At 59.5% G+C, this 17703-nt stretch carries 22 protein-coding genes; 11 read left to right on the forward strand and 11 right to left on the reverse strand.

Annotated features, from left to right (window positions below; translation table 11 throughout):
* The first annotated feature begins 325 nt into the window (after positions 1 to 325).
* The 11 genes from SNL23_RS08955 to SNL23_RS09005 all read left to right on the forward strand — a co-directional run bounded on the left by SNL23_RS08955 (position 326) and on the right by SNL23_RS09005 (position 7515).
* A complete protein-coding gene (locus SNL23_RS08955; protein WP_167665419.1) occupies positions 326 to 1249 on the forward strand; it encodes a sigma 54-interacting transcriptional regulator in 924 nt (307 codons plus the stop codon).
* Positions 1250 to 1517: 268 nt separating this feature from the next.
* Positions 1518 to 1685 carry a hypothetical protein gene (locus SNL23_RS08960; RefSeq protein ID WP_159442634.1) on the forward strand — a complete coding sequence of 56 codons (168 nt, stop codon included), beginning with the start codon at positions 1518 to 1520 and terminating at the stop codon, positions 1683 to 1685.
* Between the two features lie 78 nt (positions 1686 to 1763).
* Positions 1764 to 2135, forward strand: a complete 372-nt coding sequence (locus SNL23_RS08965; RefSeq protein WP_178124299.1) for a hypothetical protein — start codon at positions 1764 to 1766, stop codon at positions 2133 to 2135.
* A 4-nt stretch (positions 2136 to 2139) separates the two neighbouring features.
* Entirely contained in the window at positions 2140 to 2919 is a 780-nt protein-coding gene (gene sctJ / locus SNL23_RS08970; protein WP_076014962.1) for a type III secretion system inner membrane ring lipoprotein SctJ, read from the forward strand.
* A gap of 88 nt (positions 2920 to 3007) precedes the next feature.
* Positions 3008 to 3493, forward strand: coding sequence for a type III secretion protein (locus tag SNL23_RS08975; RefSeq protein ID WP_178106615.1), 486 nt, complete (start codon positions 3008 to 3010; stop codon positions 3491 to 3493).
* Positions 3471 to 4061: a type III secretion system stator protein SctL gene (sctL, locus tag SNL23_RS08980; RefSeq protein ID WP_167665465.1), complete on the forward strand. Its 591-nt coding sequence runs from the start codon at positions 3471 to 3473 to the stop codon at positions 4059 to 4061. Before SNL23_RS08975 ends, sctL begins: the two co-directional genes overlap by 23 nt.
* 104 nt (positions 4062 to 4165) lie before the next feature.
* Positions 4166 to 4402, forward strand: a complete 237-nt coding sequence (locus tag SNL23_RS08985; RefSeq protein WP_076014959.1) for a hypothetical protein — start codon at positions 4166 to 4168, stop codon at positions 4400 to 4402.
* Entirely contained in the window at positions 4389 to 4793 is a 405-nt protein-coding gene (locus tag SNL23_RS08990; RefSeq protein ID WP_318302058.1) for a type III secretion protein, read from the forward strand. The genes SNL23_RS08985 and SNL23_RS08990 overlap by 14 nt, the downstream gene beginning before the upstream one ends.
* 15 nt (positions 4794 to 4808) lie before the next feature.
* Positions 4809 to 6947, forward strand: a complete 2139-nt coding sequence (gene sctC / locus SNL23_RS08995) for a type III secretion system outer membrane ring subunit SctC (protein WP_167665417.1) — start codon at positions 4809 to 4811, stop codon at positions 6945 to 6947.
* On the forward strand, positions 6944 to 7147 hold the full coding sequence (gene hrpT, locus SNL23_RS09000) for an HrpT family type III secretion system protein (RefSeq protein WP_167665416.1): 204 nt from the start codon (positions 6944 to 6946) through the stop codon (positions 7145 to 7147). Before sctC ends, hrpT begins: the two co-directional genes overlap by 4 nt.
* A gap of 5 nt (positions 7148 to 7152) precedes the next feature.
* Positions 7153 to 7515, forward strand: a complete 363-nt coding sequence (locus SNL23_RS09005; protein ID WP_076014955.1) for a transcriptional regulator — start codon at positions 7153 to 7155, stop codon at positions 7513 to 7515.
* Here SNL23_RS09005 and sctU read toward each other — a convergent pair.
* From sctU to sctW, 11 genes are read right to left on the reverse strand one after another with little or no spacing between them, the layout of a single operon-like run.
* A complete protein-coding gene (gene sctU, locus SNL23_RS09010; RefSeq protein ID WP_076014954.1) occupies positions 7512 to 8609 on the reverse strand; it encodes a type III secretion system export apparatus subunit SctU in 1098 nt (365 codons plus the stop codon). The genes SNL23_RS09005 and sctU overlap by 4 nt on opposite strands.
* Positions 8606 to 9394, reverse strand: coding sequence for a type III secretion system export apparatus subunit SctT (sctT, locus tag SNL23_RS09015; RefSeq protein WP_318302059.1), 789 nt, complete (start codon positions 9392 to 9394; stop codon positions 8606 to 8608). Before sctT ends, sctU begins: the two co-directional genes overlap by 4 nt.
* A 10-nt stretch (positions 9395 to 9404) precedes the next feature.
* Complete coding sequence (sctS, locus tag SNL23_RS09020) at positions 9405 to 9668, reverse strand: type III secretion system export apparatus subunit SctS (protein ID WP_010177045.1); 264 nt, start codon at positions 9666 to 9668, stop codon at positions 9405 to 9407.
* Between the two features lie 7 nt (positions 9669 to 9675).
* The gene (gene sctR / locus SNL23_RS09025; RefSeq protein WP_076014952.1) at positions 9676 to 10329 is read right to left on the reverse strand and encodes a type III secretion system export apparatus subunit SctR; all 654 of its coding nucleotides are present in this window, start codon (positions 10327 to 10329) and stop codon (positions 9676 to 9678) included.
* Positions 10326 to 11339, reverse strand: a complete 1014-nt coding sequence (locus SNL23_RS09030; RefSeq protein WP_318302060.1) for a FliM/FliN family flagellar motor switch protein — start codon at positions 11337 to 11339, stop codon at positions 10326 to 10328. The genes sctR and SNL23_RS09030 overlap by 4 nt, the downstream gene beginning before the upstream one ends.
* Positions 11336 to 11788: a type III secretion system HrpP C-terminal domain-containing protein gene (locus SNL23_RS09035; protein ID WP_318302061.1), complete on the reverse strand. Its 453-nt coding sequence runs from the start codon at positions 11786 to 11788 to the stop codon at positions 11336 to 11338. Before SNL23_RS09035 ends, SNL23_RS09030 begins: the two co-directional genes overlap by 4 nt.
* Positions 11760 to 12200 carry a type III secretion system stalk subunit SctO gene (sctO, locus tag SNL23_RS09040; protein ID WP_318302062.1) on the reverse strand — a complete coding sequence of 147 codons (441 nt, stop codon included), beginning with the start codon at positions 12198 to 12200 and terminating at the stop codon, positions 11760 to 11762. The genes SNL23_RS09035 and sctO overlap by 29 nt, the downstream gene beginning before the upstream one ends.
* On the reverse strand, positions 12187 to 13545 hold the full coding sequence (locus SNL23_RS09045; RefSeq protein WP_318302063.1) for a FliI/YscN family ATPase: 1359 nt from the start codon (positions 13543 to 13545) through the stop codon (positions 12187 to 12189). Before SNL23_RS09045 ends, sctO begins: the two co-directional genes overlap by 14 nt.
* Positions 13542 to 14441, reverse strand: a complete 900-nt coding sequence (locus SNL23_RS09050) for an FHA domain-containing protein (protein ID WP_178124300.1) — start codon at positions 14439 to 14441, stop codon at positions 13542 to 13544. The genes SNL23_RS09045 and SNL23_RS09050 overlap by 4 nt, the downstream gene beginning before the upstream one ends.
* Before the next feature lie 10 nt (positions 14442 to 14451).
* Entirely contained in the window at positions 14452 to 16548 is a 2097-nt protein-coding gene (sctV, locus tag SNL23_RS09055; protein ID WP_318302064.1) for a type III secretion system export apparatus subunit SctV, read from the reverse strand.
* The gene (sctW, locus tag SNL23_RS09060) at positions 16545 to 17639 is read right to left on the reverse strand and encodes a type III secretion system gatekeeper subunit SctW (protein WP_318302065.1); all 1095 of its coding nucleotides are present in this window, start codon (positions 17637 to 17639) and stop codon (positions 16545 to 16547) included. The genes sctV and sctW overlap by 4 nt, the downstream gene beginning before the upstream one ends.
* Between the last annotated feature and the right edge of the window lie 64 nt (positions 17640 to 17703).

The raw sequence follows: 17703 nt of genomic DNA on the forward strand, positions 1-17703 counted from the left end.
ACACAGTTATTAACTTTATATATTAAAAAACAAAAACACTCACAACACTAATTGACAACCAATAGGTAGCAAAAAAGATCTTCAGATTCAAAAATCCGCAGTCACTTTCGGATTTATCCTTAACACAATGAGAAATATAACTCACACCGTTACTTGCCTTCTTATTACCTCGCCCACCCTTAACCTTTCTTGCGCATCGAGCGCTACGGCTTAACTACCCGCTCAAGATGACAAACCCGATATTTTCCGATTTACTTCCGGACGTTCGAAAGGACTCAAAAAGTCTAACAACAGTGATGCGATCCAATATTGGAGTAATAACAATATGTCGGTCTCCTATCACACTGAGGATGTATCAAACTCACCCCTTACCGAATGCCCTTGTATAGAAGCCACTCTCCGTAATACCGCCACCCTTAATATCGATATGCTACTGCTGGGAGAAACCGGAACAGGTAAAGACACGTTGGCACACCGCATACATATCCTGTCTCGGAGAAAGGGCAACTTTGTTGCCGTCAACTGCGCGGCGATACCGGAAAGCCTGGCTGAAAGCCAACTGTTTGGTGTCAACAGCGGGGCCTATACCGGTGCGATGCAATCCCGGGCCGGATTTGTCGAGGCCGCCCACTTGGGTACCTTATATCTTGATGAAATTGACAGCATGCCGCTCAACCTGCAGGCCAAGCTACTGCGCGTATTGGAGTGCCGGGGTGTAGAACGCCTGGGCTCCACGCGGTTTATCCCGGTGGACATGCGGGTCATCGCCTCTGCACAGCAGTCACTGCATGAAATGGTCGAACAGGGAGCGTTCAGGCGCGACCTTTACTTTCGCCTGAACGTAGTCGATATCAAGCTCCCGCCATTGCGCGAACGCCGTGAGCGGATTGTGCCGTTGTTTCTGAACATGATCCGCGAAGAGTCAGAGCACTTTAAGTGCCCCGCTCCCTCGCCGCCCAGCGCGCTGCTGCAACGATTACTGTGCCATCCCTGGCCTGGCAACGTCCGTGAACTGCGCTCGACGGCCAAGCGATTTGTGTTGGGCCTGCCGCCGCTTTCAGAGTCGACACAGGACCACCAGGAGACAGAAACAGGCCTCAAGGAACGGCTGCAACAAATCGAGAAGTCATTGATTGAAGATGCCTTACGACGGCACGGGCGCAATGTGGACGTAGTCGCCGTCGAATTGGGGGTTGCCAAGCGAACGCTCTACTACCGGATGAAGCAGCTCGAAATATCCCTGGCATGAGCGTCTGGAGCGTGACGGAAGTGCTCTCTTCGTAACTTTTTGCACAAATGCAGAAATAATATCGGCTCGGCCGTCACTCGCAAACCTGTATAAACCATCGGCCTCAATCTATACAAGAAACAATTTAAAACAAGTCCACTCAGTCAAACTGGAACGCTCCATACCTCCTCAACCACCTATAAATTGAGCAACATCGTCGCTCACCCCGTTACGATAGCGAGTATGCGCGCTATCTGAATCTTTTCTTAACACATACGAAAGGTGACATATGTCCACAATCGGTTCCGCAGGCGGCCTTAGTGCCGGCAACCAAGCACAACTGGACCGGCTCAACGCAGATAAAGAAAAGAAAATTGTCGAAGAAGCTGCAAAAACGGCCGAGCAAGAACTTACTACAGCGAAAGCAGGGCGCGTTAAATCATTGAGATTCGCCTAAGTAAGGAAGCTCTCCTCAGCTCAACGGCTGAGGAGATCTTCACAGGAGCAGCAATCGATACATTCGCTGGAGGTTCATGTGGATATTCCCCACACCGACATAGAGTTTTCACAACGCAGGAACATCACCACGTGGCCTGATACGCCAACCGCAATCAACCGGACTTCCGACACTCATTTTTTCAACGCAGAGCTAAGCCAGACCAAACCGCCTGGAAGAGAAAGCGCGACTACCCTGGCGGCGCCCCTTTCACTCTTGGGCGCCACGGCGTCGACGACGCTGCCAAGCCGCATCGCCAAGGGGTTTCGGGATGCGAGCCAGAACAAGAACACCAGGGAAGCCAACGAGTTTCCCCAGTCGCTTGTCGACGGGCACCTCGAGGTGACGGCAAAGGTGAAGGTACTGAGCGCGGTTACAAAAGGCATCGAAAAAGTCTCGAACATGGGGTAGGTGCATGTACCGCCGTCTAAGCACCACATTACTTTTTTCGGCACTGCTGATGCTGGCAGGCTGCGGAGAAAGTGTAGAGCTGCACCGCAATCTATCCGAGCAGGAAGCCAATGAAGTCATCGCGGAACTGGCAGACAAACAGATCCGTGCCCAGAAGGTTCCGGCAAAGGACGGAGTAACTGTTCGCGTCAGGACGGGGGACATCAGCCGGGCTGTGCGTACTCTGGAAGCTGTCGGACTGCCCAAGGTGGCCCGCTCGACATTGGGGGACATCTTCCGCAAGGAAGGCGTGATCTCCACGCCGCTGGAGGAGCGCGCACGTTACATCTATGCGCTGTCCCAGGAACTGGAAGCGACCTTGTCAAATATAGACGGTGTGATCGTTGCACGCGTACATGTGGTGCTGCCTGAGCGGGTGGCGCCCGGCGAGCCGGTACAGCCGGCATCCGCTTCCGTGTTCATCAAGCACGATCTGCGGCTGGACCCTGACAATATCAATGCGCGGGTGCGCAGGATGGTAGCCAGCGGTATTCCCGGCATGGCCTCAGCCCTCGAAAACACGACAAAACTGACCGTCATTTTCGTACCGGCCACCGCCTATACCGAGAAGCAAAAGCTCACCTACCTCGGCCCTTTTCTGGTACCGGAGCAAGACCTTGGATTCTGGCGCACCAGCATCATGGCGCCTCTGGTGGCCCTTGTGCTGGGAGGCATTGCGTGGCTGGTCTGGCGCCGCAGGGCAACGCGCGCACCCGCGCCCGCAATAGCCCATGCCCATGAGTGAAAATCTCACTTGGGTACGGTGGTGGGCTTCCCCCTGGGAGAAGGCCCACCAGGATTGGCGCACGCAAACAGGCTTTGTGGAAACAGCGGTGCTTTCACGCAGCCACCATGCACGGGTGAGTCACCTGTTCGGCATAAACCCCGAACTCCCCCCGTCCCCTTCTCCGACCTTGCTGCAACTGGTGCTGATCTGCGCACAACAGCGCGACCTCGTCCTGATACTGGTCAATGAGGTGTGCAACGCTCCCGGCGACAGTGGGTTGAATCAGGAACAGCTTATTTGGTGCCAGCGACTGGCCAAAGCCCTGGGACCAGACCCAATACCCGTCAACGTCGACGATCCGTTGCAGTACCTGCGTGCATGGGTGGCCCCCGTGATCTGGCAGCGACTGCGCTTGAGCTTTGCCCGCTCACGGATACTTCAGGTGGAGCAGCATCCCAAGCTGACAGACCCCCATGGCCGCCTGGATACCCTTTGGCAAGCCGCGCTTTGGCGCACCGCCTCCAACCCTTCCGATGATGCCCTGCGGGCGCGTAGCGAGAACGCCGACCATGTTTTGTACCCGCAAGATTGAGCTGCACACCGTACCCTCCAACCTTCCGGCGGCCCTGATTCCTAAAGAAATGCTGGCTGAGCATGCCCAGGCCCGTCACCTGCTCGAACGCGCCGAAGCCCAGGCGCAAACGCTCATAAGCCAAGCCGAAGCCCATTGCGAGCACATACTGGAAAGCGCAGGCAACGCGTTCTGGCAACGCGCCAATGCCCAGCTGCTTCACTGGGAGTTAGAACGCCAGGCGATGCACGACAACCTGGAACACACCGCCACCTCAGTCATTAACAGCGCCATTCGAAACTTGCTGGAAGACACCCTGCCCGCTCAATGTGTTAGTGCGCTGCTCAATAAACTGCTGGATGCCCAATTGCCAACGGTCAAGGCAAGCCTGCTGTGCAATCCGTTGGACCGCGAACATGTCGAGCAATGGCTCGGTCGCCATTGCGGTGTGCCATGGACGCTTCGGGTTGAAAACGGGCTGCCCGCCCGGTCGCTGGTGCTTGAAACCGACGATGGTGGGTTTCACATCAATTGGACGGATGCCCTGAATAACCTGATGGCACCTCCCGCCAAGGCAAAAACCAAGTGAGGATTTTTCTGCGTAAAAGCGTTTTGTAAATAAATAGGTCCATCGATGGAACCGGTCACAAATCAGGCACCACACAGAGGGAGAAACCCACCGGAGATACATCGATGAATAGCAATGACTACTTGCTCAAAAAGCTCTACAGGCAACAAGTCCATAGCGAAAAACACCTCGATCAAATCAAGGCCGATGCGCTGAATAGTCAAGGGCACGAAGAAAGCATGCAACTCTTCGAACAGTTGCTTGAAACGAAGTCCAACCTTGTTACCAACTATTCGCTGAGTTCGACCTATTCCAGCTACAGGCAAGAAACGCTGAAAGCTGCCATCAATGTCGTCCAGTAGCTGGCACCAAACGTTGTTCGACTGCTCGCGTGGTCGCGAACAGCAGGTTCTGCTGCTTGAGGAGAATGACGAGGTCAACATGTATCGCGATGAACAACACGTATTGCTACGTGTTCAGCTGACCGAACCGCACCTCGAAATCCCGCTGCAATCCTGGAGCCGCCTGGGCCAGTCCAGCCTGGCACATTTCCAGGGCGCGCTGGCCTTGGCTCCCACAACCGGCTACCTCTGGTTGCAGCAATCCCTGCCACGGGATTGCAGCCAGGAACACGTGTTGAAATCCCTTGAAGCCCTTCTCAACCAACGCGACACCTGGCGCAGTGTCGTTGCGCGCCTGACAAGGCCCGAGCGCAAGTTCCAGCCCACCTCATTACGTAAACTGCCGCACTGAAACAGAGAGTCCGTCATGTATAACAAGACCCACAAGCGCACTGTCTTGCGATTACGCTCGCCCATTGGTGTAGCCAAACGCGCTCACTGGCGTTGCCTGTTCGCGCTGCTCTGCTTGGCCCCCCTGGAAAGCACCCTCGCCGCCGTCCCCGCCGAATGGAAAAACACCGCCTTCGCGTATGAAGCCGAACACAAGCCGCTGCGGGATGTGCTGGAAGACTTCGCCCAGTCGTTTGGCACGCAACTGCAAATCGACGGCCTGCTGGAAGGCAACGTCAATGGCAAGATACGCGCCAATACCCCGCAATCGCTGCTCGACAGGCTTGGCGTAGAGCATCGCTTCCAGTGGTACCTGTACAACAACACGCTGTACATCAGCACCCTGGACCAACAAGAGTCAGCGCGACTGGAAGTCTCTTCCGAGACCCTCGCCGACCTCAAGCAGGCCCTGACCGATATTGGCCTGCTCGACAGCCGGTTTGGCTGGGGAGAGTTGTCCGACGATGGCGTGGTGCTGGTCTCGGGCCCCAAGCGCTATATCGAGCAGATCAAGCAATTCAGCAGCCAGCGCAAATCTCCCGATGAAAAGCAGAGCATCCTCAGTTACCCGCTGAAATTCGCCAATGCCGCGGACCGTCCGATTGATTATCGCGGTGAAAAACTGATCATTCCCGGCGTCGCCACCATGCTGCGCGGTTTGTTGGAGCCTCGCCCCGCCTCTACGCTCTCGACGCTGAGCCAACGCCCCACCTCAGCCTCACAACCCTCGCCCATCACGCCGAGCTTTCCAAGGTTGGGCAACCCGATGCTGGGGCAGATGCTCGGCACGGCAATCAACCCGGGGCAATTGGACAGCGGCATGTCGCTCACTCCACGGGCACCGGCTCCCAGCAGTAAAATCCGGGTCGAAGCCGATGTGCGCAATAACGCCGTGCTGATCTATGACCTGCCGGAACGCCAGGCGATGTACCGCGATCTGATCGCCCGGCTCGACGTAGCGCGCAAGCTGGTAGAAATCGACGCAATCATCCTCGATATCGAACGCACTCAATTACGCGAATTCGGGGTCAATTGGGGCTTTCAAAACAGCCGCTTTCGTGGCGGCGTGAACATGGCCCCCGGAACGTCATCGCAACTGTCGATCGAAAACCGCGACCGCTTCTATGCCGATGTACGCGCCCTGGAGCAGCGTGGTCTGGCGACGATGGTGTCCAACCCGTCGGTGCTCACCCTGGAAAACCAACCGGCGGTGATTGATTTCAATCGCACTCAATACCTGACTGCCGGCGCGGAAGTCGCAACCATCCTGCCCATCACCGTTGGCACCAGTTTTCAGGTTGTGCCCAGGGTGATCACAAGCCGGGGTCAACACCAGATTCATCTGGTGGTGGACATCGAAGACGGTAACTTCGATGAATCGAACCCCGAGCGTATCGGCCCCGATGTGCGCCGGGGCAAGGTCAGTACCCAGGCGGTGATGGCGGAGAAGCGCTCGCTGGTGGTCGGTGGTTTCCATGTCACCGAAAGAACCGACAAGCAGAACAAAATACCGCTGCTGGGCGACATACCGCTGCTGGGCAAAGCGCTGTTTTCCTCCACCGAACGCCAGAACAACCGGCGCGAGCGCCTGTTTATCCTGACCCCGCGGGTCATCGGAGATCAGGCCGACCCTTCACGCTACTTGCCACAGGAAGACCAGGCCGAACTGCAGGCGGCGCTCAAGCCTCTGGCCAGGCGCTATGCCGAGCATCAACCGGTGATCAAGCGCAGCGACATCACCAGCACCCTGGCTCACCTCGTCAGCGGGCAAGTGCCCAGGGGGTTCAAGGCCGCGCCGATGCCACTTGGCCTGAATACCTTGTGCGCCACCCGGGACCTGTTGGCCCTCAATACCGAGCGCAGCCAGTGGTACGCCGGCCCGCAGTTCAACGTAGCGGTGGTGGTGTTGCGCAACCAGTTCAATCGCCACGTGCGCATTGATGAAAAGGAATGCAGCAACTCCCAGACCCTGGCAGTCAGCGTCTGGCCACGTGCCTGGCTCAAGCCGGGCGAAGAGGCTGAAGTGTTTATCGCCATCCGCCCTGTCATCAAAGACGAGCACATCGGCGTGCCCCGCCCTTCCCTGCTCACGCCTGCCCGGAGCAACCCACAATGAAACGACAACTGTCCTGCGCCACGTTGATCGGCCTCGCCCTGCTCGTCGTCGGTTGCACGCCAACGTGCAAGGGCGACTCCTGCTCACGCCCGCAATCCAGCGCCGATAAAATGGTGGTCTGGTGGCCGCCACAGATGCGCGTAGAAGCCGGCCCGGCCGGCGAGCGGTCGGATTATCAGACCATATCCCTGGAGCGGTGAACCCCATGGGATTACCCGACGATGATCAACATCGCCAGGTTTTCCTGGACCAGCTGGTGAGCGGCAATGACGCTCACCTGCCCCTGTCTCCAGGTATTACCCTGCTCCCCATCAAGGCCGGTACCCAGCGGGGCCTGGCCTTGCAGATAACACCCGAGACTTTACAGGCCAGGCAGTTGCAACACGTGCTTGAACGGCGCTTTGAACATGCGCAGGCGTTCGACGGGTGCTTTGTCTACCTTGATGCCAAGGGTGCGCTGGTAATCTGGCACGCGTTGCCGGTGGGCGACGCTGCGCTCAGTGACATCGTCAGCCGAATACTGTCCCTGGCCAGGCTCGAAGCGCTGGATGTACGCCGCACGCGTTAACGCTGTTCCAGCTCCGGCAAATGCAGGGTGTCGCGCTTGGCCTCATCATCCAGCTCACGCAGCGTACGGTAGATGAGGGCCACCGCCTGCAGTGTCTCCCGTGGAATGGGCGCCCCCAGTTTCTTCTCATAGAGCGTACGCGCCAGCCATACGCACTGGATCACCGGTACATCGGCCGCCTTGGCGCGGTCGATCAGTTTGCGGGCCTCGGCATCCGTACCCTTGTCTACCAACATTGGCAGCGGGGTTTTCCCGGGGCGGTAGTAGAGCGCGACGGCAAAATGCGTCGGGTTGACCACCAGCATGTCGGACTCTTCAAGCTTGGGCAGCTTGACCTTCGGCTCTTCCTGGGCCAGTTGATACGCCAGCTGACGCCGCTGACCCTTGACGTGGGGGTCGCCTTCCATGTCCTTGTATTCTTTCATCACCTCCACCTGGGTCATGCGCATGCGCTTGGCGAAGAAGTGCTTCTGCATCGCCATGTCGATCAGCGCCAGCACCAGCAACAATCCAAGGCAGGCATGCAGCAAGTGCCGGAACAAGGTGATCAGTGCCAGGATGTAGCTTTGCAAATCGCTGGTGGCCAGGTTGATCAACGCCGCCAACGACGGCTCGATTACCACGTACAACACCAGGGTCAGCAGCAGCGCCTTAGCCAGCCCCATCAACAGGTTCATCACCGACTGGGCGGAGAACATCTGCTTGAGTTGGCTGAGCGGGTTAAGGCGACTGAAGTTCGGTGCCAAGTTATCCGGCGCGAACAGGAAGCCGAACTGCAACCAGCCGCTGATCAGCTTCACGGCAATCGCCACCCCGGCCATCAACAGGGCGAACGAGAAAAACATCAGCAGGCCTTCCATCAGCACTTCTTCCAGGGCCCGCACGAAGGGCCGGCCGATGCCCGACATCGCCAGCATGATCAATTGCTGGAGGCGCTGCATGCTGGTTTCAGCGGTGAGCAAGGCGATTTCACTCAAGGCGGTCAGCACCAATAACTTGCCGACATCCTGGCTCTGCGCGACCTGGCCTTTCTTGCGCTGGTCCTTGAGCTTCTTGGGGGTGGCGGCGTGTTTTTTCTCCCCCGAATCACTCATGGTGCAACCCCCTGAAACATCAGGCCGATGGAATGTTTAAGGTCTGCCAGCTGCGCCATACGGGTGACGATCAAATCCTGCAGCAATGGAAAATACAGCAGCAAAATCCCAAGCCCGGCGAGGCTCTTGACCGGCGTTGCCAAGGTGGAAACCTGCAGCTGCGGGCTGTACAAGCCCAGCACCGCGAAGCCGAATTCCAGAAACAGCAGCACCGCAATAAACGGTGCGGCATACAGCATCATGTGGGTAAAGGTGTCGCCCAGCACGCCGAGGAAAACGCTGAAGCCATTGGTGGCCGGCAACGGCAGCCAGGCGGTGGCCGGCCAGATCAGGTAGCTGTCCCAGATCACTTGGGTCAACACGCTCAGCCCCAGCATGACGATCAGCAGATATATCACCAACTGTTTGAACAGGTGCCCGATGGGGGTGGCATCCGGCCCCAGCGACGGGTTGAGTTGGCCACCCGCCAAGGCGCCGCGCTGGTTATCCAGCAGCGCGCCCACCGACTCGAACATCCAGAACGGCATGGCCAGCAAGACACCCAGCAAAATACCCAGGGCCGCTTCCTTGAGTAGCAGCGCGCAGATCATCAGCGCGGAGTAGTCCTGGCCACTCATGACGGCATGAATACCGGGCGCCGGAATCAACGCCATGACCATCACAATCACGTGCCGGGGCAGGCCGCGGATATGTTGAAAACTGAACGCCGGCACCAGGAACGCACAGGGATAAATGCGCGCCATGGCCACCAGCAGGCTTGGCAAATATTCAAGATAAAGCAGCACGCGCAGTCCCTCAGTTCAATGCCGAACGGGCGATCATGTCGAACATCAGGTTGATCAGCTGGATCAACTCCAGGCCGATCCAGCGACCGGTCAACACCAGGGTAATGCCCACCGCCACCAGCTTGATGCCGAAGGGCAGCGTCTGGTCCTGGATCTGCATCAGGGCCTGCACCAGTGACGTCAGCACGCCGACAATCACCGCTACGATCAACGGCGGTGCCGACAGCACCACCACCAGCAGCATGCCCTGCTTGAACAGCACGATCGGTTCCATAGGTCACTCAGAGGTAAGAAAGGAACAGGCTGTCGAGCAATCGCGACCACCCGGAAACCATGACGAACAACAGCAGTTTGAGCGGCAGGGAAATGGTCATGGGCGAAACCATTTGCATCCCCAGGGCCAACAGCAGATTGGAGACAATCAGGTCGATGACGATGAACGGAATATAGATCAGGAAGCCGATCTCGAACCCCGCCTGCAACTGGGAAAGCACAAACGCCGGGATCAACAGGATCAGGTCTTCGCGTTGAGTGCTTTGTGCCATTTCAGGCGGCCACATGCGTGCGCTGTTTTCCAGCAGGTGAGTCAACACATCCGGATCGGTGTTGCGCAGCATGAATGCGCGCAACGGCGCGATGGCCTCAACCCCTGTGTCCATAAGCGTCTGCACATTGCTCGTGTCCACAGGGGAGGCTTTCACGTTCTGAGCAATTTCATACCCCACGGGCGCCATGATAAACAACGTCGCGGCCAGTGCTATACCGTTGATAGCCATGCTCGGTGGCACCTGCTGCACGCCAATGGCGTTGCGGGTAATCATCAGCACGATGACGATCTTCAAGAAGGCCGTGCAGATGATCAATAGCATCGGCATCAACGACAGCGCACCGAAAAAAACCGCGAGAATCAGGGGGTCAATCCCTTGGAACATCATCGGGCAAAAACCACGCGAGACAACTGCAACCCCAGGCGCCCGTCCACTTCCACCAACTGCCCCTGGCCAATCGGCCGATCGCCGTAATAGAGCCCCGCCATGCCGGGGGCGTAACCGGAGATGCCCAATACCGCGCCGGGGGCCAAGTTGCGCAGTTCGCCAAGGGTCAGGCTGAGGGTGCCACAGCGCACATTCAGAGCCATGCTCAACTCGTCGAAGGGCTCATGGCCGAAGACGTCCACCACGGGCTGATCATCCGCATGTCCAGGGTATTGTTGTGTTGCAAAATCCTCGTCCACGGACGTTTCCTCAATCGAAATAAGCGTCAGGCACAACGGCCCGGATTCATCATCAATACGGCCGTGCAGCCGGTGCCTGCCAACGTGCAGGAGGCCGTTTCCCTGAGGGTCGAACGTGGGTTGTTCAAGCATCACCACATCACCGGCACGCAGGTGGCGCACCTGGAGAATCGGCAGCCGCAGGCACCCCAGCGTCACCGCAAGCGCCAGTTGAAACGACGCGGGCAGCGGCGCAGCTATGGGCCGCCAGGGGCCGGCGTCGCACAGCGCCAGCAAGGTCTCGGGCGCCAGCCACAGGTAACCCACCACGCGGGACGCACCCAGCGTCACCGTCAACCGGCAGCCGAACGTCAACTTCCTGGGGACAGGCAACAACCGCAGGTAACCGAACAGCGCTCGCACCTCGGGACTCAGGTGGTGCTGGAACAATTCCCAGAACCAGGAATCCGGGTCGTTGCCGGCCTCTGCCAGTGTCACCGGGCACTCCCCCAGCAGGCTGAACAACGGCCCAGGCTCGGCAAACGCCAGCACCCCGCTGGCACTCTCGAAACACAACGGTTTAACACCCTCAGGCGCACGGCCGGGCACCATCAACAACTCGCCGTGCTGCCCCGAGACCCGAAACGGCATGCGCATGCCACGCCCTAATCTGCGCCGCGCCGCCACTGTTTTTGCGTTGACCACAGGCACATTCAAGACCGGCATGATCATGCCGGGACCCTGTCTGCCAGATGCACGTGCACTGGCTGCGCCAGTGCACCGGCCAGGCCATCTTCAAGCCGTTGCCGCACGCCGGGCAGCCAATGTGCGGTGTGGGTTTCCTCAGCCGTCAGCTCAACGTTCCAGGCGCCTTGTTCGCGACGCACGCTCGCGTTGATCCGCCCCAAACGCGGCAGGTACAACATCGCTTGCAACGGCCACTGCGTAGCGGCCTGTAAACGGGGCGCCAATTGTTCGGTCATCGCCTCGATCATCAGCGCTTCGGTTGGCGCCATCAGTGCCGTGCGGGAGGAGCCATAGCCCCCCCCGTCACGGTCGCGGGTAAACAGCTGGGTAAATAACAGTCTCTGCTCTACGGACACAAACGCCCCCGTGCCGGGCTCACGTTCTTCCCGGGGCTCACGCGGACGCTCAGGTTTGTTCACTGGAACTTGCGTCATCGCTCTCTTCCTGCACCAACAAAAGGGATAGCTCCTGGAGTTTTTCAACTTCGCGCAAACACTGGGTAACGTGCCGCTGTGCGCTGTCGACATGGGTGAGTTGTTCCTCGCGCTGACCGTGCAACGCATGCAACTGCCCTTCCTCGCGCCGGGTCTCGGCCGAGAACGTGCGCTCTTGGGTATTCCAGGACTTGAGGTCGCGAAACGAGATCACTTGCCCTTGATGCTTGCCCAACAGCTCTGCGGTTTTGCGCGCCTCCTCCTGGCGGGTGTGTTCAAGCGCTTCCTGTGCCTGCTGGATCTGCAACAGCAGCGCTTGCTGAAGCCGCTTGGCCGCCCGCAACGTGCGCTCGGCGCGATCAGCCCGATGCTTGCGCAGGCGCCGCAGGGTGTCTATTTCAGAAAGGGACATCGCAGGTCAGCTCCATCAGCAGATCAAGGGTGGCTTGCATCGGCGCCGGCTCACGCAAGTCCTGGCGCAGGAAACCATCGACTGCCTGGCGGCTGTTCACCGCCAGGTCTGTCAGGGCATCGCTGCCAGGCTGGTATTCGCCCAGCTTGAGCATCAGCTCGATCTGCTGGTAGGCCGACAACAAACGCCGCAATGCGGTGCCGGCCTTGATGTGCACGGGCTCAGCCACGTTGCTTAAAATTCGGGAAAGGCTGGCCAACACGTCCACCGCCGGGTAGTGGCCGCGCTCGGCCAGCTTGCGGGACAACACGATATGGCCATCGAGCAGCGAGCGGACTTCATCGGCCACCGGGTCGTTCATCGAGTCCTGCTCGATCAGCACGGTGTAGATCGCGGTGATCACCCCGTCGCGGGTCAACCCGGCGCGCTCCACCAAGCGCGGCATCAGGCTGTACACCGACGGCGGCAGGCCGCCACGGCCCAGTGGCTCACCGGCGGCCAGGCCGATCTCGCGCTGGGCCCGGGCGAACCGGGTCAGGGAGTCAATCAGCAGCAACACACGTTTGCCCTTGCGTCGAAACCCTTCGGCCAATGCGGTCGCCGTGAAGGCGGCGCGCGCCCGCTCCATACTGGAACGATCGGAAGTCGCACACACCAGCACTGCCTTGGCGCGTAGCTGATCGTCCAACTCATGGTCGAGAAACTCGCGCAGCTCGCGACCTCGCTCTCCGATCAGGCCAAACACAATCACATCGCACTCCACATTACGGGCGATCTCGGCCAGCAAGGTGGTCTTGCCACAGCCCGCTCCGGCGAACAGGCCGACACGCTGACCTTCCCCCAGCGTCACCAACCCATCGATCGAGCGCACCCCGGTGGATAGCGCCCGGTTGATCCGCGGCCGCTCGGTGGGCAAGGGTGCCTCGCACAACACAGGGCTCGCATCCTCCGCGTCATCCTCGACAAAGGCGCTCGGCCCTTCGCCCGCAATCGGCCGGCCAAAGCCATCCAGTACCTGCCCCAAAAGATCGTCCCCGACCCGCACCCGATGCGGCACCCCAAGGCGCTGCACGCTGGCGCCCACCCGCACGCCTTCCAGGTTGCCCAGGGCACTGAGCACGGCATCCTGCTGATCGAACCCGATAATCTCGGCGAGCATGTAATCGCCCACGGTTTTTTCGACCTGGCACAAATCGCCGATGCGCGCCTGAGGCAGCCGGCATTGCAGCAACATGCCGTTGACCCGCTGGATACGACCGCGCACCGCCACCGGCGCAAAGCTGGCCAGCGCACTCGACTGGCGCTGCTGCCAAGCCTCAAGACGGGCCTGTATCTGCTCACTCACCAGCGCACCTCGAACCGTTGCTTGCCATCGAATACCACTTTGGTGTTGTCGATCAGCACCAGCCGCAGACCCTCCACCTCGTCACCGACGAACAGCCGGTTGCCCTGCTCCAGAACCACATGCCCATGAGGCCCGCCGACGATCTGCAAAATCTTGAAGGGCAGTTCACTGTTGCGTTCGCTGACACGGCTGAGCACCGGCACCGAGGTTTCGAACTGCTCACCAAAACGGCTGAGCATGCGCGATACCAATTCCACGTCGTCCCGGGACACATCGCCGTTGAGGCTGACCTGGCCATTGATCACTTGCAGGCTCACACGGTGGCCCAACTCTCGCTCGCCGAGCATCTTGAGCAACTGCTGACGCACCTCGTAGGGCGAGCCCAATTCGGGCTTGCGGACCTCTGGTGGCATCAGCGATGCCTGTGCCTGGCGTTCACCATTGGTAGCCATACCGATCGCCGTGATGATGACCGCCCCCACCACCACCAGGCTGATCAAACGCTTCTGCTGCGACCTCGAAATCGAGGACAACGTCAGCGTCGGCGGCGTCTCACTGACGGATGCCGGCTCCGTCGCCGTAACGACAGGCGCCTTGGGCCAGGGCTGATCGGCCCGGGTGACGCAGAGCCGAATCTGGCCAATCGAAAAAGGCACGTTGAGTGGCAAGTCACTGATCTGAGCGACGAGCTGACCCTCGGCGTTCTGCACCAGCCCTTGCTCGGCCTGCAGCAACCATTGCCCGCCTGCAAGGCGCAACCACACGTGCCACTCGGCAATGCCCGGGTCGAACAGCGAAAGGTCCGCGTCAGGAGCGGCACCAATACTCCACTGCTCGCCAAACAGCGGCAACGCCGCCCCCTGGTGCTGGCCATCCAGCACGCGCAACTCAAACATCATCAAGCCCTCATGCCACTGCGCCGTGCAACAGATCATCCTGACCCAGATCAAAACGCCCCAGTACCTTCACCTTCGAGGAGCTGCCCAACTCGGCAAACGACAGCACCGGCACATGGTTGAATTCTTCCAGCAGCAAGGTACGCAAAGGGCTGCGCAAATCCTGCGCGACCAACAGCACGCTCTTGCTCTTGGCCCGCACGGTAAAGGCTTGTTTGAGCAGGCTGACCAGCACCGCACTGCTGTCGTTGTCGAGGGAAAAGAACACTCCGGTCTGGGTCTGGCGCAATGCATCGCGCAGCACGTTTTCGGTGTGGGGCGACAACAGCCAGGCATGCAGGCCATCGGCTTCGCTGTACTGATGGAAAATCTGCGACTTGAGGGCGATGCGCGCGTAGTCGGCCAAGGCGTCCGGCTCACGTTCATGCTGGCCGTACTCGATCAAGGCCTCGACGATCAGACGCACGGCACGCAGCGGAACACCCTCGCTGGCCAGGCGCTGCAACACCGCCGAGAAACGTGAAAGCGGCATGATGCGTTGCAGTTCCTGCACCAGTTCCGGCTGGTTGAATTCGAGCCAACTGAGGATCGACTTGCTCTCCTGAATCCCGAGGAACTGCGGCCCGCTCAGCAGCATCGCGCGGGTCATGCGCTCGATGATCAAGCTCTCTGCGGTGAAGCGCTCCAATTGCTCATCGTCAAGCAATGGATCATCGGGCGCCAACCACACCCATTCCTGTTCGTCGCGCTCAGGCAGTCCCTTGGCGCCGTCTTCGGGCTCAGCGGCCAGGGTGTCACGGACCACCGCCATGCGATTGCCAAGAGTGGCCTTGATCATCGGCACTTCATGCACGCAAAAGCGGAACTCATCGTCGGCCAGTGCCGGTGCGAACTCGACTTCAAACGGCGGCAGCGTCAGGCCGATTTGCGTGACCAGGCCATTGCGCGCCTGGCGAATGCCATGGGTGACCTGCGCCACCTGCGCACTGCCGTGCAAAGCTGCGGGGTACTGCAACAGGTAAGGCCGCGACGGATCAAAGCCGCGCAAGTCTTCTTCACCATTGTCTTGCGGGGCGACCGTATCGGCATTCGTTTGCTCCGGCTGCTCTAGCCGCTGGCGCTTGCGTACCAGGTAATAACCCAGGGAACCGGTGATCAATGAAATGAGGATGAATACCATCGTCGGCATCCCGGGAAGCGCCGCAAACGCGAGCATCCCGACCGAGGCGATGATCCAGCTCTTGGGTTCGCTGGTCATTTGCCGGGCGATCTCGGCGCCCATGTTATTGGAGCCCTTGTTACGCCCGGACGGTGCCACACGGGTGATGATCATGCCGGCGGTCAAGGAAATCAGCAGCGCGGGAATCTGCGCAATCAGGCCGTCACCGATGGTCAATACCGAGTACAACGCCATGGAATCGCCGGCGCTCATGCCGTGCTGGAACATGCCGGTGGAGAAACCGCCCAGCAAGTTGATCACCACGATAATCAGCCCGGCAATCGCGTCGCCCTTGACGAATTTCATGGCCCCGTCCATGGCCCCGAACAGCTGGCTCTCGCGGGACAACTGCTCACGTTTGTCCCGGGCCTGCTCGCCATCGATCAGGCCGGCACGCAAATCACTGTCGATGGACATTTGCTTGCCGGGCATGGCGTCCAGGCTGAACCGCGCCGCCACTTCAGCAACACGCTCGGAACCTTTGGTGATCACCAGGAAGTTGACGATGGTCAGGATCATGAAGATCACTAACCCCACCGCCAGGTTGCCGCCCACCACGAAATTGCCGAAGGCCTCGACGATATCGCCGGCGTCCTGCTCCAGCAGAATCAATCGCGTGGTGGCAATCGAGAGGGCCAGGCGAAACATCGTGGTCAGCAACAGGATCGACGGAAACGAGGAAAACGCCAGCGGCCCCGGCAGGTACAACGCCAGCACGATCAACAGGCACGAGATACAGATATTGAGGGCAATCAGGATGTCCACCAGCCAGGTGGGCAGCGGCACAATAAAGATAAACACAATGGCCATGATGACCACCGCGCCCAAGACTTCGGCACGTTGTGCAACCTTCAGCAGCACGCCATTGATGACCCGTAACGCGCTCATGCATCGGGGCCCTGCAAGGCCATACCCTGCCGGACGCCGCGCTCGGTGCGTGCGTACTCGTCCATCACCAGCAAAAAGCTGTTCAGGCACTCTTCACGGCCCCTCGTATCACGCCACACTGCCAGCGGCAGGCTCTTGAGAACGGGGTAAACGCTATTGAGTGAAATCACTTGATTGAGTACGTCAGCACCGCCCAATTCATTGGCCAGACGCTGGATCTCGGCAGCCGCAATCCCGGTGTTCGAGTAGGCCAGCAAGCGTTGGAGCAGCGCCACCGCGTCCCGTGTCACCGCGGGATAGGTGAGGGCCAGGCGCTCGATCAGGTCCCGGCAATTACATAAGATGCCACCCAGTTGGTCGCAGCCGCGCAACCCCACCAGCAGCGTGAGTAATTTTGCCGAAGCAATCGAAGGAGTCAGCGCCGCAATATCGTCGGCCAGGGCACGGCGCATCAGCTTCAGCCCCAAGCCAAATTCATCGCCACCGAACAACCCCAGCAGCGCCTGCAACATTGTTGCCAGAGATTGCCGGGTAACCACGCTGGCGTAATACACACCGCGCACCGCCTGCCGCAGTTGAGGGTCATCACTGCTGGCCTGCAGCGCCAATGCCGTGTTCAGGCCCGCCTGGATCTGCGGCTTGAAGCGCATCTCCAGCTTCACCAGCGCCTCACGAGCCAGCTTCGCCTCGTTGCTGCGCACCTCGGCATCGGCCTGCGCGGCCACTTGCTGAAGCACCACGTAGGTCCGGGCCGGGTCATTGCCGGTGATCTCCAGAAACTTCTCGACGCTGGAGTTCACCAACAGTTGAACCCTGACATTACGCGCGACGGTCGCCAGCGTTGCCTGAGCCGGATGCCCCAACTGTTCATAGAGTTGCGCCAGTTGCTCGACCGGCATAACACGCAGGCCTATCTGCCGCCGTCCGAGCGCACGGCTGTTGAGCTCGACCTCTTGGTTGAACAGCGAACCGAGGTCGTCGCCGATCGGCGCGGCGCTCGCCGTGGAGGGTGGCCGGTGATCAACCCTTGCAGGCGCAGGCTGTTCCAGGCTCTGGGGCTTTTGCACATCAATATGGGGATCGACTTTCATGGGGAATGCCAGGACGGGGAGATTCGTGTCCTTGTGTGGCGGGCAAACCCGTTACGGTTCCAAC

The sequence above is a fragment of the Pseudomonas sp. SED1 genome (assembly GCF_034044025.1).
GTDB lineage: Bacteria > Pseudomonadota > Gammaproteobacteria > Pseudomonadales > Pseudomonadaceae > Aquipseudomonas.

What these genes read in the sequence shown, in the direction of transcription:
- SNL23_RS08955 (WP_167665419.1), top strand. Translation starts at nt 326, where the DNA reads ATGTCGGTCTCCTATCACACTGAGGATGTATCAAACTCACCCCTTACC.
- SNL23_RS08960 (WP_159442634.1), top strand. Translation starts at nt 1,518, where the DNA reads ATGTCCACAATCGGTTCCGCAGGCGGCCTTAGTGCCGGCAACCAAGCA.
- sctJ (WP_076014962.1), top strand. Translation starts at nt 2,140, where the DNA reads ATGTACCGCCGTCTAAGCACCACATTACTTTTTTCGGCACTGCTGATG.
- sctL (WP_167665465.1), top strand. Translation starts at nt 3,471, where the DNA reads ATGTTTTGTACCCGCAAGATTGAGCTGCACACCGTACCCTCCAACCTT.
- SNL23_RS08985 (WP_076014959.1), top strand. Translation starts at nt 4,166, where the DNA reads ATGAATAGCAATGACTACTTGCTCAAAAAGCTCTACAGGCAACAAGTC.
- SNL23_RS08990 (WP_318302058.1), top strand. Translation starts at nt 4,389, where the DNA reads ATGTCGTCCAGTAGCTGGCACCAAACGTTGTTCGACTGCTCGCGTGGT.
- sctC (WP_167665417.1), top strand. Translation starts at nt 4,809, where the DNA reads ATGTATAACAAGACCCACAAGCGCACTGTCTTGCGATTACGCTCGCCC.
- hrpT (WP_167665416.1), top strand. Translation starts at nt 6,944, where the DNA reads ATGAAACGACAACTGTCCTGCGCCACGTTGATCGGCCTCGCCCTGCTC.
- SNL23_RS09005 (WP_076014955.1), top strand. Translation starts at nt 7,153, where the DNA reads ATGGGATTACCCGACGATGATCAACATCGCCAGGTTTTCCTGGACCAG.
- sctU (WP_076014954.1), bottom strand. Translation starts at nt 8,609, where the DNA reads ATGAGTGATTCGGGGGAGAAAAAACACGCCGCCACCCCCAAGAAGCTC.
- sctS (WP_010177045.1), bottom strand. Translation starts at nt 9,668, where the DNA reads ATGGAACCGATCGTGCTGTTCAAGCAGGGCATGCTGCTGGTGGTGGTG.
- sctR (WP_076014952.1), bottom strand. Translation starts at nt 10,329, where the DNA reads ATGATGTTCCAAGGGATTGACCCCCTGATTCTCGCGGTTTTTTTCGGT.
- SNL23_RS09030 (WP_318302060.1), bottom strand. Translation starts at nt 11,339, where the DNA reads ATGATCATGCCGGTCTTGAATGTGCCTGTGGTCAACGCAAAAACAGTG.
- SNL23_RS09035 (WP_318302061.1), bottom strand. Translation starts at nt 11,788, where the DNA reads ATGACGCAAGTTCCAGTGAACAAACCTGAGCGTCCGCGTGAGCCCCGG.
- sctO (WP_318302062.1), bottom strand. Translation starts at nt 12,200, where the DNA reads ATGTCCCTTTCTGAAATAGACACCCTGCGGCGCCTGCGCAAGCATCGG.
- SNL23_RS09050 (WP_178124300.1), bottom strand. Translation starts at nt 14,441, where the DNA reads ATGTTTGAGTTGCGCGTGCTGGATGGCCAGCACCAGGGGGCGGCGTTG.
- sctV (WP_318302064.1), bottom strand. Translation starts at nt 16,548, where the DNA reads ATGAGCGCGTTACGGGTCATCAATGGCGTGCTGCTGAAGGTTGCACAA.
- sctW (WP_318302065.1), bottom strand. Translation starts at nt 17,639, where the DNA reads ATGAAAGTCGATCCCCATATTGATGTGCAAAAGCCCCAGAGCCTGGAA.